Source organism: Sphingomonas sp. PP-CE-1A-559, assembly GCF_004340965.1.
Lineage (GTDB): Bacteria > Pseudomonadota > Alphaproteobacteria > Sphingomonadales > Sphingomonadaceae > Sphingomonas.
The window spans coordinates 1,071,229-1,086,730 of the sequence record NZ_SLYA01000002.1 but is presented as its reverse complement, the minus strand read 5'-3'; the positions used below and the strand labels follow the sequence as shown (position 1 = coordinate 1,086,730).

The window sequence follows — 15,502 nt, the reverse complement described above, 5'->3', positions numbered from 1 at the left end:
CACGAGGTCAGGTCGACCCCGATCCAGGCATCGTACGTGAAGGGGCTGCAAATCTCATCTGCTGTCGAAATGCAGCCGCCGCGATACACCATCTTTTCTCCCATCACGCCCTTCGCGAGCGGAAATCTAGGCCGTGAATGTCCGCCCAATAGGTATGGCAAGTATCGTTGCGAGGCGTCTGTTTCGCAGCCTCCTGTCAGAGTCGTCGCCAAACTGGCATCATGCGGCGCAGTTCGCGGTGTCGGTCGATCCATTCATGCTTGAGCGCGCCGCCGATGTGAAACGCGACCAGAGTATAGAGCAGGTAGGACAGGTAGACGTGCGAGGCGCCGAAACCATCGTGGACGGCGTCGCGCGTGGCGGGCGGCAGGGTCAATATCGTGCCGATCCGCGGCCATTCGAACAGTCCGAACAGGAACATCGGGTGGGTCGCCGCATCCTTGTACGCCGAGTCCATGATCCAGCCCGTCAGCGGCATCGCAAAGATCAGCGCGTACAGCAGCCAGTGGGTCACATGAGCCGCGCCGATTTCCCATTTCTGATAACCGCTGGGCATCTCGGGAGGCCGATGCGTCAGCCGCCAGAGCAGACGCATGATCGCCAGGCCGAGGATCGTGATCCCGACCGACTTGTGCAGGTCGATCGCGGGGCGCACGCGGTCGTCGGCAAGATGGGGCCAAAGCCAGGGCAGGGTCACGTTGATGACGATCCCCACCGCGATCAGCCAATGGAAGGCGATGGCGACGCCTGTGTATCTGCTATTCATCCACTACAACCCGCTCCACCACCTCATGCCGATTCTCGGTCCTCGACGCATTCTGCAATAGCGGGTTCAGCAAGCGAGCGTTAGGCGCTGGTCGATGCAATCCCTCTCGGCTAACTTTACCGCACAGTCGCCGCGTCTGTCGCCACGGCCGATCCCGCTGGCGAGCCGGCTGATCGGCCTGGCCGCACCGCTGGTGTTCGTCGTGCTGATCGCGCAAGCGTTCCTGCGCCAGGGGCTTGCCATATGGTCGGTCGGGATCGCGTACATCCTGTACGACACGGCGCTGCTCGTGTTTACGGCGTGGCAGATCCGCCACCTCGCGCAGACCGCGACGCCGGCCCCGAGCGGCGTGCAGCCGAGCTTCGGTGTGATCGTCGCCGCGCATAACGAGGCAGGCGTGATCCGGCTGGCGATCGACCGGCTCCTTGCCCAGGACAAACCACCGGAGGCGATCCTGATCGCCGACGACGGATCGAGCGACGATACGCCGTCCGCCATGGCGGCGGGCTATGCGTTACCGACGCCGCTCCTCGGTGGACTCGTCGAGATCGAGATTGGGCACACGCGGCTTCAGTGGCTGCGACTGCCGCACGGCGGCAAGGCGCGCGCGCTCAATGCCGCGCTCGAGCGGATCGCGACGGACGTGGTGCTGACCGTGGATGCCGACACGTTGATCGAGCCCGGCTCGATTGCCGCTATGCGTGCCGCCTTTGCAGCGGAGCCCGAGCTGGTGGCGGCCACCGGAGTGCTGGCGCCGATCTGCGGTCCGAACCTGAGCGGTCGGATATTCGAGTGGTTCCAGTCCTACGAATATGTCCGCAACTTCCTATCGCGTGACGCGTGGATGCGGATCGACGGACTGTTGCTGATATCGGGCGCCTTCGCGGCGTTCCGGCGCGACGCGGTGCTGACGGTCGGGGGTTTCGATCCCGATTGCATGGTGGAGGATTACGAGCTGATCCACCGGCTGCACCGCCACGCCCATGACGCCGGGCTGCACTGGACGGTGCGGGTCGTCGGTGGCGCGTTGGCGCGAACCGATGCGCCCGCCAGCATCCCCGCTTTCCTGAAGCAGCGACAGCGCTGGTTCGGCGGCTTCCTGCAGACGCAGCACTGGAACCGGGACATGGTCGGCAACGCGCGTTACGGGCGGCTGGGTACGCGGATGCTCCCGGTGAAGGCGCTCGATACGGTGCAGCCGATCTACGGTCTGGCAGCCTTTGCGGTTCTGATCGGGCTCGTCGTCACCGGTCGCTACACGCTCGCCTTCCCGATCCTGCTCGTGATGATCGCCAAGGTCGGGATCGACCTCAGCTTTCACCTCTGGTCGCTCGGCATCTACAAGCGCTGGACCGGCCAACGCGAAGGCTTGAACCTTGGGCCCGCGATCGTCGCCGCGATCGCCGAACCGTTCAGCTTCCAGCTGTTGCGTCACGCGGGCGCGATCTATGGCTGGTACGCCTTTCTGCGCGGCGGTCAGACCTGGAGCGCACAGACCCGGACCGCGCTTGAGCAGCGCGCTTGACGGAGAAGCCGGCGGTGTCCGACGACTACGCCCACGGACGAGGTTAAGTGGGGAGCGCTGCTCTGCCAGAGCCGATCATGCCGCATCATCCGAGACTTCGGTCGAACGGCCAAACAGTTTCCAGCCGAGCAACCCGGCGACCAGCACGCCGACGATCACCCAGGTCAGATTGCCGAGCAGGCTCGCGATCGTCTGAACCTGGTCGCTGAAGGCGCGGCCCAGCGAAACGTAGATCAGCAGCCACAGCACTTCGCCCGCAACGTCGAGGACGATGAACCGTACCCAGGGATATTCGGTCAGTCCGCTGGTGACGTTGATCCATGGTCCCAGCGGCCCGATCAGCCACCGGCTGAAGAAGATGCCCCAGCCTGCCCATTTGCGCGAATAGGCTTCGGCTTGCTCCACCTTGTCCGCCCCGCCGATCCGCTTCGTGACCGCTGCGAGCAACGGCCGACCGCCATATCGTCCGAAGGCGTAGCCGAGCTGGTCGCCGACGATGGCGCCGGAGGCACCTGCAAAGACGACAGGCCAGAATGAGAGCTCCCCCTGCGCAACGAACGAACCCATCGCGACCAACGTCAGCGAGCTGGGGAACGGCATGCCAGCTGCGGCAAGGATCATTGCACTAAACAGCGCAGGAAGCCCGTAGGTCGTAAGAAGTTCAAGCAGCTGGTCGGTCATTTGGCGGGGGACGCCGTCGACGAAGCTGGCCGCATGTACGGTCGTGGCGGGGGGCCGGGAGGAGGGTAGGGCGGTCGCGCGTGGACGATCGCATACATCAGTATCGCCTCGATCTGCGTCATCGAACGTCCACTGTCCCGCGCAATCCGGCCGAGCGGACGACGGTCCGGCATCGGCGGGAGGTTCAATGCCTGGTGCAGGACGTGGGGCGGGACGTGATACGAATGTGCGACATAGCCTATCGTCATCCACCGCTCGATCGGCTCGTCGCGGTGCGCGTTCCAATAGATCGCGTCGCTGACCGTCCGAACCGCGTGATAGCCCGTGAAGGCCACTACCGCGACGAACAGCGCGATCAGGGCTTTTCGCCAAGGTCGAGTGCGTGTCATTCCGGCGCGATACGCGCGCCGGGTGCGCCGATCAACGGCGCCGATATTGCTACCGCGCCCGAGCTTAAGATGCTTCATAAGCCGCTAGCATTCATCTTCGCGCTCCCGGAGGATGGATCCAAACCCGGCCGGTTTTCCCTCGCCCCGCGTTGCGAACGCCTCGACGTAGAGCTAGCCTCGCCTTGGGGGGTATCGACGCATGGATAGCAAAAACCAGACAAACCGGCGTTTCGTAACGAAGCGTTGTCGTCTGTCCGCTACCCGTTCACAGATGCAGAACCAGAGTCCCCACCGGCGCCACGGCCTATGTTCGCGATCTTCCTGACGCCGGCTTACGCGCCGTTCGCGATCGCGTTCGTCGTGATGATCGGGATCGGGCTGATCGAGGCGATCGGCCTTGGGCTCGGCCATCTCGATCTTCACGCCGATATGCATGCCGAAGCCGATGGCGGCGGCGTGCTCGACTGGCTCGGACTAGGCCACGAACTGCCGATCCTGATCTGGCTGACCTCGTTGCTCGGCTGCTTCACGCTAACCGGGATAGCCATTCAGCAGAGTGCGACCGCGCTGGCCGGCGCCCCGCTGCACTGGGGCCTCGCCTCGGGCGGCGCATTGATCGCCGGCAGCCTGCTCAACACGCTCGCCGCCAACGGCCTCGCGCGGATCATGCCCGGCTTCGAGACCAGCGTGATCTCGACCGACGACTTCCTCCGCCGCCGCGGCACGATCCTCGAAGGCACCGCGCGCCGCGGATCGCCCGCCCGCGCGAAGATCGTCGACCAGCACGGCCAGGCGCATTTCATCATGGTCGAGCCGCATGACGATGCCGACGCGATCGCCGCCGGCGAGACCGCGCTGATCGTCCGCCGCGACGGCAAACTCTTCTACGCGCTGCCCGAAGCCAACGCGCTTCTGCGGTCGATCTAACCAACGCATAACCGGGGAGGGTTTCATGCCCGCACAGCTTCTGAACGTCCTGATCTACGCCGGCATCGTGCTGTTCGCCCTGGTGGTGATCGGCATCATCCTGACCCGGCTCTACCGCCGCGCGACCAAGGACGTAGCGCTGATCCGCACCGGCTTCGGCGGCGAGAAGGTCGTGCTCAACGGCGGCATCATGGTCATCCCGGTGCTCCACGAACTGATGCAGGTCCGCCTGACCACCGTGAAGCTGGAGGTGTCGCGTCTCAACAAGGACGCGCTGATCACGCTCGACAAGCTGCGCGTCGACGTCGTCGGGCTGTTCCATATCAAGGTAAAGCCCGATGCGGAGTCGATCGCCGCTGCCGCGCAGACGCTGGGCGATTCGGTCAACAGCCCCGATGCGGTGAAGTCGCTGCTCGACGGCAAGCTCGTATCCGCGCTGCGCTCGGTCGCCGCGACGATGACGATGGAGCACCTCCATGCCAACCGCGCCGACTTCATCCAGAAAGTGCAGGAGGCGCTGATGACCGATCTGGACATGAACGGCTTCCAGCTCGAGTCCGTCAGCATCACGCATTTCGACCAGACCGCGTTCGAGCATTTCAACGAGAACAACGCGTTCGATGCCGAGGGGCTGACCGTGCTCACGCGGACGATCGAGGAGCGCAAGAAGATCCGAAACGACATCGTCGCGACCAACCGCGTCGAGATCGAACAGCGCAACCTTGACGCGAACAACCAGTCGCTCGAAATCGCGCAGGCTGCGGAACAGGCGCGCCTGACGCAGGAGCAGACCTTGTCCGCCCGCCGCGCCGAACAAGCAACGGCCATTGCGACCGCCGAAGCCGAGCAGACCCGCCTCGCCGAGATCGCGCGCATCACCGCCAGCCAAGCGCAGACCGTTGCGCAGACCGAAGCCGACAAGGTGATCCAGACCGCGACCATCGCCCGTGACGGTGCGATCCAGACCGCGACCATCGAGCGCGACCGCACGATCGAGATAGCCCGCATCACGACGGCTGTGCAGACCGCGCAGAAGTCCGAGGAGGAATCGACCGCGACCGCCGCCGCCAATGAGGCGCGTGCACTTGCCGTCAGAGCCGAGGAAAGCGTCGCGACGGCCAAGGCAACCGAGATTGCCAACCGCAACAAGAACGTCGCCGTGATCGCCGCCACCCAGCGCGCGCAGGAAGAGGCCGTCGGCATCACCGTCGCCGCGACCGCCGAGAAGGAGGCCGCAGAGGCACGCGCCAGTGCCCTGCGCACCGAGGCGACCGCTGAAGCCGATGCCGAGAAGGCGCGAGCGGAAGGTCGCGAGGCAGCGTTCAAGGTCGACGCCGCAGGTCAGGCATCGCTCAACGAGGCGACCAACCTGCTGAGCGACGCGCAGACCGCGTTGCTGATCCGCCGCGCGATGCTCGAAGCCCTGCCCGCGATCATCGCCGCGGCGAGCAAGCCGATGGAAAACATTGACAAGATCAGCATTCTCGACGCGCGAGGCCTTCATGGTGACGGGGGCAGCGACGGCGCGTCCGGCGGCGGTCAGGGCAATCTCGCCGACGCCGCGGTCGCCGCCGCGATGCGCTACCGCGTCGGCGGCCCGTTGATTGATGGCCTGATGGCGGAACTCGGGATGACCGGCAGTTCGTTGAACGGCATGCTCGCCGGAAGCAGCGCGGATGCGGCGCCAGCCCGAGCCTCCGCCACCGATGCCCACAAACATCCCGCTGCACTCAACGGCGGATCGGGCAACCCGCCGGCCTGATCGGGTAAGCGCGGTCGCAAGATCGCCCGAAATCGATCGATGCGCCGTTAGGTTCGGCAATGGATCTTCAAGCGTGAGAATTTGGGCGAGGCGGCATATCCCATTGGAACGCCGTCCTCGCTAACCGCGGGCTTAAGCTATCGTTCGCTGGCAACTACGGTCCACCCAGCGTCGATCACTCGACTTATGGGCCTTCCCGACTAGGGGGCTACCGGGTGATCTTCCCGATCCGGCTCGCCACCACGACATAGTCTGGCGGTCGAGTGAGCATACCGTACGAGCCGTCGAGCGTGGCTGGCCGCCGGTGGACAATGAGATCGTCGCGACGTGCTCAAAGGGCGCTACCGGCTGCGGGCGTTATCGATGCGTGGGACGTCGAAAACTCTAATTCCCACCTTCTCGACACGCCGGCCGTCCATAGCGAACTGCCAATCGTAATCACCGCAGCGAAATGGTTTTCGGCGTTTGTCCAATTGCCATCTGCCGTCCTTCCAAGTGTACCGCACCGGCAATATTCATCGGCGGAACGACTAAGGTCGACGTTCCGACTGCCGAGTCTTGAACGACGTTGGCCTGCTTACCTTTTACCCTGGCGGTTCCAGCACCATCCCAACCGTGGACGGTGATCGCAATGCTCTTCCACCACGGCTTGAAGCCACCCTCGGGCTTGGCGAAGTCGATCGACAGGCCGGTCGGCGTGATCGTGCAGCGTACCATCTGGCGGAAATAGCCGCGGCGGGTGTACGCGAGGGTGCGACCGTCATCCTCGTAGAGCGTGCCCATGCAGTCGGCGCCGGGATAGATGTCGAGCCGCAGCGGGCCGTTCGGGGTTTCGCTCGTGCTCTGGACCAGTGGCTGGCGAGGCAGGATCGTGCCGGCGCGGACGAACACGGGCAGGCGGTCGAGCCGAGGCGTCTCGGTCACGCGGTCGCCGAGCGTGCGCGCGGTCGGCACGGCTTGCGTCGCTGACTGGATCGGGCCGGCGGCCGCTGGTTCGGGCGTGCCGACGCGCTGTCCGGTCCAATAGTCGTACCAGCCGCCAGCGGGGAGGCAGACGTCGTAGGTTTGCGGGGACTCCGGCTTCGGCGGCGGCGCGATCAGCAGTGACTTGCCGAGTGTGAACGCTATCGACTGGTCGCACGACGCGGTCGCGGCGGCCGGGTAATCGTAGAACACCGGGCGCATGATCGGATCGCCGAACCGCGCGTTCTGGTCCGCCAGTGCGTAGAAATACGGCATCAACCGGTAGCGCTCCTCGATGAAGCGGCGGCGGATCGCGAGATGGTCGGGGCCATCGACCCAGGGCTCGACGCGCGGTGTGCCGGTCGCCGAATGGTTGCGGAACACCGGCGTGAACGCGCCGATCTCGGTCCAACGCGTGAGCAGATCGGCGCTAGGGCCGCCTGCAAAGCCGCTGACGTCGGCGGCGCTGTAGCCGAAGCCCGACAGGCCAAGGTTGATGATCTGCTGCACCGACAGCTTCAGGTGATCCCAGGTCGCGCTGTTGTCGCCGGTCCAGGTGACCGCATAGCGCTGCCCGCCGGCATAGCTCGCGCGGGTCATCACGAACGGACGCTCGTCGGGGCGCAGCTTGAGCAGGCCGTCATACGTCGCGCGCGTGTTGAGCATGCCGTAGACGTTGTGCGCCTCGCGGTGATCGGTGATCCGCGTGGTAAAATCGTCGCTGTCGATGCGGTGACGGGTGTCGAGCGGCATCGTCTTGGTCGGCGTCTCGAAGATCGCCGGCTCGTTCATGTCGTTCCAGAACCCGGCGATCCCGGCGTCGAGGAAGCCCTTATACTGCGTGCCCCACCAGGTCCGTGCGGTGGTTTTGGTGAAGTCGGGGAACACCGACGGGCCGGGCCAGACCGGTGCGACATAGGGGCTGCCGTCGGCGTTCTTGATGAACGCGTCGGCCTTCATCCCGCTCTGATAGGGAGCGTAACCCTGCTCGACGGCGGCGATGTGGAGGTCGGTGATCGCGACCAGCTTGATCCCGTCCGCCTTCATCTCGGTGGCGAGCTTGGGCAGGTCGGGGAACGTCTTGGCGTCGGTGGTGAAGGGGCGGTTGCGATCCTGATAGCCGATGTCGAGCCAGATCACGTCGGTCGGCACGCGGTCGCTGCGCAGGCGGGCGGCGATCTGGCGGACTTCGTCGGCGCTGCCATAGCTGTAGCGCGACTGCTGATAGCCGAGCGCCCATTTCGGGGCGAGCGGGGCGTGCCCGGTCAGGTCGGCATAACGCCGCGTGACCTCCGCCATCGATGGCCCGGCGATGAAATAATAGTCGATCGGGCCGTCGGGGCCGCCGAACGAGAGCGTCTCGGCATCGCGGTGGCCGAAGTCGAACCAGGTGCGATAGGTGTTGTCGAGCAGGATGCCGTAGCTGCCGCCTGCACCGCCGGTGCCGATGAAGAAGGGTATCGATTTGTAGATCGGGTCGTCCGCGCTGCTGAACCCGAACGCGTCGGTGTTCCAGTCGACAAAACCGTGCCCTCGCCGGTCAAGGCCCTGCGTCTTGTCGCCGAGGCCGTAGAAATGCTCGGCGATCGGCAGCGTCTTCGCGATCGCGAACGCCTTGCCGTCGGTCGCAACCGGCGCGGCGTCGGCGGAGATGATCTTGCCGTCGAGCGTCTCGAAGGTGATCGCGCCGCCGGCACCGACGCGGACGCGGACGCTGGCGGTGGTGAAGCCATCGGGGGCCGCGGTGACGGCGATCTTCTGGCGGCGGATCGCGGCGGGGACGGCCCAGCTGGCGTCCTCAGGGAACAGGCCGTTCTTGTCGACGCGGACGCGGACCAGACCGTCGGTCATCGCGGTGATCCGCGTGGTGGTCGTGCCGACATGGACGTCGATACCGTCGCTCCGTGGCGTCAATGTGGGCGCGGGTGCGGCGGCCGCTGCGGGCGTCTGCGCGTAGACGGGGACGCTGCAAACGCCAGCGGTGGCGGCGAGCAGGAGGGCGATGCGTTTCATACGTGATCCTTGTGGTCCGCGGCGGCGCGGAGGCGAGAGGCGTGCGACCGGAAATTCGATGCGCAACGGGTCAGGAAATCGTCGATCTTCGGCAGGTCGATGGGATCGATGTCGGCGCCGGGCGAGATCAGCCGCGCGGCATCGGGAAAAGTGCCGTAGCCCGCGAACAGGCAGTGCCAGCTGGTCGCCGAGTAATAGCGGCCGAGCCCGGCGCGATCGATCGCGGCGACAATGTCGGCGCCGGTGAACCAGGTGGACATCAGCATCTTAAGGTCATCGGACAGGACGTCCACGCCCCGCGCTTCCGCCCAATAGCCGGTCGGGTCGTCGTGGCGCTGGTTCAGCCGATAATGCGCGACGATGTAGTCGCGGACGCCGTCGTAGCGCGCTGCGATGCGCGTGTTGAACGCGGTGCGGACGGCGTCGGTCGCGCCGCCGTGATCGACCATGTCGAGGAACGCTTCAACGGTGGCAATGACGAGATGCAGTGCGGTCGCTTCGAGCGGCTCGAGGAAGCCTTGTGCCAGCCCGACCGCGAGTGCGTTGTGCGACCAGCTGTCGCGAACCCGGCCGACGCGCATCTTGAGATGGCGCGCTCCGCCGGCCTCGGCGCCGATATGCGCGCGCAGTTCAGCCTCGGCCTGTGCTTCGGTCAGGTGGCGGCTGGAATAGACATAGCCGTTGCCGTTTCGGCTGGTCAGCGGGATGTGCCACGCCCAGCCTGCCGACAGCGCAGTAGCGCGCGTCTGACTGGGGATCGGTGCGCCGGTATTATGCGCCGTCGGCATCACTACCGCGCGGTCGTTGAACAGTGCGTCGGCGTAGCTGACGAACGGCACGTCCAGCGCACCGAAGATCGTGCTGCGAAATCCGCTCGCGTCGATGAAGAAGTCGCCGGCGATGCGTCCGCCGTCGGTATCGATCAGTGCGGTGATTTCGCCGGTCAAGGCACGCTCGACGCTGGCGATCCGGCGCTGGAGATGGACGACGCCCAGCGTCTCGGTCGCGTGCGCGGCGAGGAACGCGCCGACCTTATACGCGTCGAAGTGATAGCCGTAGCTGACCTCGAACGGGAAGTTCGCGGCGGGCTGCGGCGCGCGGTGTGCGGCGGCCAGGCGGGCGGGGAGCAGGAACTGGTCGGGATGCGCGTCGACATTACGCCCGGTGCGGCGTGCCCGCGAGTTGTAGAAGAATTGCGGTGCGGTATGGCCGTCGAGCGCGGTGGGGAAGGGGTGGAAATAGCGCTCATGCCCCTCGCGGTCGGACCAGCCATCGAAGCCGATCCCGAGCTTGTAGGTCGCATCGCACGCCGACATCCACTCCGCCTCTTCGATGTCGAGCGTGTCGAAGAAGTGCTTCAACTGCGGCGTCGATCCTTCGCCGACGCCGACGATGCCGATCTCCGGGCTTTCGACCGACGTCACGCGCACCCCGCGATCCAGCCAGCGATGCGCGATCAGGCATGCGGTCATCCACCCGGCGGTGCCGCCGCCGAGGATGACGATGTGCTGGCCGAGTCCGTCGATCACCGCTGCAGCACCAGCCCGGACAGCGGCGGCAGCGTCGTCGTGTCGGCGCGATCGGTTGCGAACAGCATGTCGCCATCGGTGGCAATGCCGGTCGGCCAATCACGCGCTTCGTCGCCGAGATTGAACACGCAGAGCAGCGTCTCGTCGTCGGACTCACGTTCGAACGCGATCACCGCATCGTCGCTGTGGACGATCCGCAGGCTCCCAAGCCGCAGCGCTGGATGCGCCTTTCGCGCGGCGATAAGCGCCCGTGTCCAGTGCAGCAGCGACGTCGCGTCCGCTTCCTGCGCATCGATCGCGATCGCGCGGTGATCCTCGCCGAACGGCAGCCAGGGCTCGGTGCTGCCGAACCCGAGATCGGGCGCCGCGCCGATCCACGGCATCGGGGTACGCGCGCCGTCTCGGGACAAGGTGAGCGGCCAGTTCGCGATCGCTTCCGGGTCGAGCAGGTCGTCGAACGCGATGTCGACCTGCGTCAGGCCGAGCTCCTCGCCTTGGTACAGGAAGATGTTGCCGCGCAGCGCGACGAGCAGCAGGATCTTCATCCGCGCGAACGCCTCGCGCTGGTCGGGCGTGGTCCATCGCGACACTGCGCGCGGCGCGTCGTGGTTCTCGAACGCCCAGCTCGGCCAGCCCAGACCCGGCGTATCGGGCCAGTTGCCGACCGCATCGACGATCAGCTCGGGCGTCAGCCGGTCCGCGTACAGGAAGTCGAACCCGTACGCGCTGTTGAGCCGGCCATTGCCGCCGGTGAACAGCTTCATCTCGCGGTCGCTGTCGTCGCCGCCGACTTCCGCCACGGTGAACCCGGCGCCATATTCGTCGAGCAGCGCGCGGATCCGCTCGATGAACCCGACGATGTCCGGATGGCTCTGGTTGTGCAGCTTCTGCTGGAAATCGAACGACCGCGTGCGCGCACGATTGGTCGCCGGCGCGGGCGGATTGTCGGTCAGCGCCGGGTCGTGCATCGCGAAGTTGATCGCATCGAGGCGGAAGCCGTCGACGCCGCGATCGAGCCAGAACCGCGCGGTCGCGATCAGCTCGCCCTGCACCGCGGGGTTGTGTCCGTTGAGCTGCGGCTGGTCCTTCAGGAAATTGTGCATGTAATATTGCCCGCGCCTGGCATCCCAGGTCCAGGCGGGGCCGCCGAACACCGACTGCCAGTTCGATGGCGGCGTGCCGTCGGGCTTCGCATCCGCCCAGACATACCAGTCCGCCTTGTCGCCGCTGCGCGACGCGCGACTCTGGCGGAACCAGTCATGCTCCTCCGAAGTGTGCGAATAGACCTGATCGATGATGATCTTCAGCCCAAGCGCATGCGCGCGCGCGATCAGCGCGTCGAAATCGGCGAGCGTGCCGAAGATCGGATCGACATCGCGGTAATCCGACACATCATAGCCGAAATCCTTCATCGGCGAGGTGAAGAACGGCGACAGCCATACCGCGTCGACGCCGAGACTGGCGACGTAATCGAGATGCGCGGTGATACCCGGCAGGTCTCCGATCCCGTCGTCGTTCGAGTCCGCGAAACTGCGCGGATAGATCTGGTAGATCGTCGCGCCCTTCCACCAAGGGTGGTCGGTGACGGACTCAGGCAATCGTGCAGGCATCAACGAGTCTCCGCGGCGCAGACGGCATAGCCGAACGCGGGCAGGGTTAGTGTGACACTGCCGGGGGCGGCAGCGCGGGGCGCGCATGTGCCGGCGAGCGTAGTGAAGCGGGTGGAGCCGGTCTCGACCTGCACCGCCTGCGTCAGCGACTTGGCCGAGGTGTTGAACGCGAGCAGGGTTTCCGCACCCGTCGTCGGATCGAAGCGTGAAACCGCAAGCAGACCCGGTGTCTCGCTACGGCTACGGATGACCGTACGGCCACGGGTCAGCGCTGGATGCGTGACGCGCATCTTCGCCAGCTCGGCGATCTCGCGGAACAGCGGATTGGTCTCGCCAAAGCTTTCGGTCGCGGTCGTCTTGGTCGTGCCGAGCAGGCGATTGTCGTTATAAATCGCGACCTTCGACGCGAACATGTCCTCGCGTGCGTCCTGGTCGTTGCCGTCGCCGACGAAGCCCTGTTCGTCGCCCGAATAGATCGTCGGCACGCCGCGCAACGTCAGCAGCATCGCGTTCGACAGCAGCACGCGCTTGAGCACTTCCTCGTCGGATGCCTGCGGGAAGGCTTTCCGCACGAACGTCGCGAACCGGCCGTCGTCGTGGTTGCCGGTAAAGGTCGGCAGGATCGCCGCGGTGTCGACGCCCTTCGCATACAGCACGTCGCCGTCGAACAGCGCCTCGAAGGCATCGGTGCCACGCGTGCCCGCGACCGTCTCGACCACCGCCTGGCGGAACGCGAAATCGAGCACCGCGGGCAGCTTGTCGACGATCGTATGCTGCGCGAGCACCGCGGGGCGGACCTCGTGATCGGAGACTTCGCCGAAGATGTGGAAGTTGGGGATGCCGTTCGCCTGCGCTCGCGTCAGCATCGCCGGCACGAACTGCGCCCAGAATTCGGGGTTCACGTGGCGCGCGGTATCGATGCGGAAGCCGTCGACCTTGAACCGGTCGATCCACGATCCGAAGATGTCCATCATCCCGCTCACGACGCGCGGGTTCTCCGTCATGATGTCGTCGAGGCCCGAGAAATCGCCCATCGTCGAGCTCTCGTTCATGAAAGTCGTGTCGCCGCGATTATGGTAATAGATCGGGTCGTTGAGCCACGCCGGCACCTTCACGGTGCGTTCCGCGGCGGGCACGTACGGCGTGTAGGCGTAGGTCGTGTCGGTCAGCCTGGCGAAGTTCGCCGCGGTCTGGACGCCGTCACCGACGAACCCGGGATTGATCGCCTTGCCACCGACGCCGCCCTTGCGCTGGTACGGATAGGTCGCGCGGTCGCGGTACGGGCAGGGCATGCCGACCGCGCATTCGCGGTACTGGATCACGTCCGCGGTGTGGTTGATGATGATGTCCATATACACCTTCATCCCGCGCTTGTGGGCGGCGTCGACGAAGGCGGTCATGTCGGCGTTGGTGCCGAGATGCGGGTCGACCTGCGTGAAGTCGGTGATCCAGTATCCGTGATAGCCCGCGGACTCGTGGCCCGGCGACCCCTGCACCGCCTTGTTCTTGAAAATCGGCCCGAGCCAGATCGCGGTCGCGCCGAGATGCTGGATATAGTCGAGCCGCTTGGTCAGGCCCTTCAGGTCGCCGCCGTGATAGAAGCCCTTCGCCGTCGGATCATAGCCGGTCTTCAGCCGATCGCCGGCGATCCCACCGCGATCGTTGCTCGGGTCGGCATTCTCGAACCGGTCGGGCAGGACGAAATAGATGACCTCGTCCTGCGGCGCGCGCGCGCGGTAGTCGGCGGGCGGCACGGCGGCCGCGCCGGACAGCGCGAGCAGGATGGCGGCGGCAATGCTCATGCGCCGAGACTTACGGATGCCGCGCAATGCTGGGCGACGAACGCCGCGTGATCCTGCATCTGGCCCGCCTCGCGCGCGTTGAGCTTGTCGATCGTGTCCATGAATTCCCCCAGGTCGCTCGTCGATATCGCGTCGGCCAGCGGGTGGTGGCCCGCCGGCGTGATGCCTTGTCCCGCCAGCACCTGAAGCCAGCCGACTTCGGTGAACAGCTCCTCATGCTCGCGGACGATGTGCCCGTTGCCGCGCCACAGGTCGATCTTCGCGGCGAGCGTGTCGGGAATGGCCATGTCGCGGCACTGCCGCCAGAACGGTGTGTCGTCGCGCGCCGTCGTCTTGTAGTGGAGGACGATGAAGTCGCGGATGCGCTCGTATTCGAAGTCGCTCTGGCGGTTGAACTCGGTGCGATCGGCCTCCGCAATCACGCGGCCCGGCAGCAGCTTCAGCAACCGCGAGATCGCCGACTGGATCAGGTGGATGCTGGTCGATTCGAGCGGCTCCATGAACCCGGCGGCGAGCCCGAGCGCGACGACGTTGCGGTTCCACATCCGCTTGCGGCGACCCGTGCGGAACGCGATCGTCCGCGGATCGGCCATTGCCGGCGTGTCGAGCCCGGCGAGCAAGGTCGTGGTCGCCTCGTCCTCGCTCATGTGTGCGCTGGAGAAGACGACGCCGTTGCCCGTCCGGTGCTGCAACGGGATCCGCCACTGCCAGCCGGCTGCATGCGCGGCCGAGCGCGTGAACGGCGTGAACTTTTCGCTCCGCGCAGACGGCACCGCAATGGCGCGATCGCACGGCAGCCAGTGGGTCCAGTCCTCGTACCCGGTGCCGAGCGCCTCCTCGATCAGCAGCCCGCGAAAGCCGGTGCAGTCGATATACAGGTCGGCGGCGACGCTGGTGCCGTTCTCCAGCACGAGGCCGGAGACGTCGCCGCTCTCGCCGTCGCGGGTGACGCGGACGATCTTGCCCTCGATCCGGTTGACGCCGCGTGTCTCGGAATAGCGCCGCAGGTAGCGCGCATAGAGCCCCGCGTCGAAATGATAGGCGTACGGCATCGACGGCAGCGTGCGGGCGGTACGGGCAGGGCCGCGCTGCATCCGCTCGGCGAGCGCCGCGTGCGTGTTGAGCGAATAGGCACCAAGATCGCCGGCGAGTCCTAGCGACCGCGCGCGCAGCCAGTATTGGTGGAACGGCAACAGGCCAACATCGCGACCGACATCGCCGAACGCATGCATGTAGCGATGGCCCGGCTTGAACCAGTCGACGAACTCGATCCCGAGCTTGAAGGTGCCGCCGGTCGCGCGGAGAAACGCGTCCTCGTCGAGCCCGAGCGCATCGTTGAACAGATGGATCTGCGGGATCGTCGCTTCGCCGACGCCGACCGTGCCGATCGCATCGGACTCGATCAGGTCGATCTCGTATCCCGTCTCCAGGAACCGCGCGAACGTCGCCGCCGCCATCCAGCCGGCGGTGCCGCCACCGGCGATCACGATACGCAAAGGGTGATTGGCCATCGTCCGCGTCCCCGCTTCGAAACC

11 protein-coding genes are annotated in these 15,502 nt (G+C 65.9%); 3 read left to right on the top strand and 8 right to left on the bottom strand.

Annotation, left to right across the window (positions count from 1 at the left end):
* Nucleotides 1-196: 196 nt before the first annotated feature.
* The gene (locus tag C8J42_RS10235; RefSeq protein ID WP_133019903.1) at nt 197-766 is read right to left on the bottom strand and encodes a cytochrome b; all 570 of its coding nucleotides are present in this window, start codon (nt 764-766) and stop codon (nt 197-199) included.
* A 94-nt stretch (nt 767-860) separates the two neighbouring features.
* On the opposite strand from C8J42_RS10235, the gene C8J42_RS10230 reads away from it, so the two are divergent.
* The gene (locus C8J42_RS10230) at nt 861-2,291 is read left to right on the top strand and encodes a glycosyltransferase (protein ID WP_133019902.1); all 1,431 of its coding nucleotides are present in this window, start codon (nt 861-863) and stop codon (nt 2,289-2,291) included.
* A 75-nt stretch (nt 2,292-2,366) separates the two neighbouring features.
* On the opposite strand, the gene C8J42_RS10225 is transcribed toward C8J42_RS10230, so the two are convergent.
* The gene (locus C8J42_RS10225) at nt 2,367-2,972 is read right to left on the bottom strand and encodes a DedA family protein (protein WP_133019901.1); all 606 of its coding nucleotides are present in this window, start codon (nt 2,970-2,972) and stop codon (nt 2,367-2,369) included.
* Nucleotides 2,969-3,361: a hypothetical protein gene (locus C8J42_RS10220; protein ID WP_133019900.1), complete on the bottom strand. Its 393-nt coding sequence runs from the start codon at nt 3,359-3,361 to the stop codon at nt 2,969-2,971. Before C8J42_RS10220 ends, C8J42_RS10225 begins: the two co-directional genes overlap by 4 nt.
* A 306-nt stretch (nt 3,362-3,667) precedes the next feature.
* Here C8J42_RS10220 and C8J42_RS10215 point away from each other — a divergent pair, with 306 nt between their 5' ends.
* Together C8J42_RS10215 and C8J42_RS10210 are read left to right on the top strand one after the other, a co-directional pair.
* Nucleotides 3,668-4,288, top strand: a complete 621-nt coding sequence (locus C8J42_RS10215) for an OB-fold-containig protein (RefSeq protein ID WP_133019899.1) — start codon at nt 3,668-3,670, stop codon at nt 4,286-4,288.
* Nucleotides 4,289-4,313: 25 nt separating this feature from the next.
* A complete protein-coding gene (locus C8J42_RS10210) occupies nt 4,314-6,050 on the top strand; it encodes a flotillin domain-containing protein (RefSeq protein ID WP_243644270.1) in 1,737 nt (578 codons plus the stop codon).
* A gap of 438 nt (nt 6,051-6,488) precedes the next feature.
* Here C8J42_RS10210 and C8J42_RS10205 read toward each other — a convergent pair whose 3' ends face one another.
* From C8J42_RS10205 to C8J42_RS10185, 5 genes are read right to left on the bottom strand one after another with little or no spacing between them, the layout of a single operon-like run.
* A complete protein-coding gene (locus tag C8J42_RS10205) occupies nt 6,489-9,026 on the bottom strand; it encodes a TIM-barrel domain-containing protein (RefSeq protein ID WP_133019898.1) in 2,538 nt (845 codons plus the stop codon).
* Complete coding sequence (locus C8J42_RS10200) at nt 9,023-10,555, bottom strand: tryptophan halogenase family protein (protein WP_243644268.1); 1,533 nt, start codon at nt 10,553-10,555, stop codon at nt 9,023-9,025. Before C8J42_RS10200 ends, C8J42_RS10205 begins: the two co-directional genes overlap by 4 nt.
* Nucleotides 10,552-12,165, bottom strand: coding sequence for an alpha-amylase family glycosyl hydrolase (locus tag C8J42_RS10195; RefSeq protein ID WP_133019897.1), 1,614 nt, complete (start codon nt 12,163-12,165; stop codon nt 10,552-10,554). The genes C8J42_RS10200 and C8J42_RS10195 overlap by 4 nt, the downstream gene beginning before the upstream one ends.
* Entirely contained in the window at nt 12,165-13,967 is a 1,803-nt protein-coding gene (locus C8J42_RS10190; RefSeq protein WP_133019896.1) for an alpha-amylase family glycosyl hydrolase, read from the bottom strand. Before C8J42_RS10190 ends, C8J42_RS10195 begins: the two co-directional genes overlap by 1 nt.
* Complete coding sequence (locus C8J42_RS10185; RefSeq protein ID WP_133020008.1) at nt 13,964-15,478, bottom strand: tryptophan halogenase family protein; 1,515 nt, start codon at nt 15,476-15,478, stop codon at nt 13,964-13,966. Before C8J42_RS10185 ends, C8J42_RS10190 begins: the two co-directional genes overlap by 4 nt.
* Nucleotides 15,479-15,502: the final 24 nt, after the last annotated feature.

Bases quoted from the DNA above. Each gene is read 5' to 3' on its own strand.
- C8J42_RS10235 (WP_133019903.1), bottom strand. From the start codon at position 766: ATGAATAGCAGATACACAGGCGTCGCCATCGCCTTCCATTGGCTGATC.
- C8J42_RS10230 (WP_133019902.1), top strand. From the start codon at position 861: ATGCAATCCCTCTCGGCTAACTTTACCGCACAGTCGCCGCGTCTGTCG.
- C8J42_RS10225 (WP_133019901.1), bottom strand. From the start codon at position 2,972: ATGACCGACCAGCTGCTTGAACTTCTTACGACCTACGGGCTTCCTGCG.
- C8J42_RS10220 (WP_133019900.1), bottom strand. From the start codon at position 3,361: ATGACACGCACTCGACCTTGGCGAAAAGCCCTGATCGCGCTGTTCGTC.
- C8J42_RS10215 (WP_133019899.1), top strand. From the start codon at position 3,668: ATGTTCGCGATCTTCCTGACGCCGGCTTACGCGCCGTTCGCGATCGCG.
- C8J42_RS10210 (WP_243644270.1), top strand. From the start codon at position 4,314: ATGCCCGCACAGCTTCTGAACGTCCTGATCTACGCCGGCATCGTGCTG.
- C8J42_RS10205 (WP_133019898.1), bottom strand. From the start codon at position 9,026: ATGAAACGCATCGCCCTCCTGCTCGCCGCCACCGCTGGCGTTTGCAGC.
- C8J42_RS10195 (WP_133019897.1), bottom strand. From the start codon at position 12,165: ATGCCTGCACGATTGCCTGAGTCCGTCACCGACCACCCTTGGTGGAAG.
- C8J42_RS10190 (WP_133019896.1), bottom strand. From the start codon at position 13,967: ATGAGCATTGCCGCCGCCATCCTGCTCGCGCTGTCCGGCGCGGCCGCC.
- C8J42_RS10185 (WP_133020008.1), bottom strand. From the start codon at position 15,478: ATGGCCAATCACCCTTTGCGTATCGTGATCGCCGGTGGCGGCACCGCC.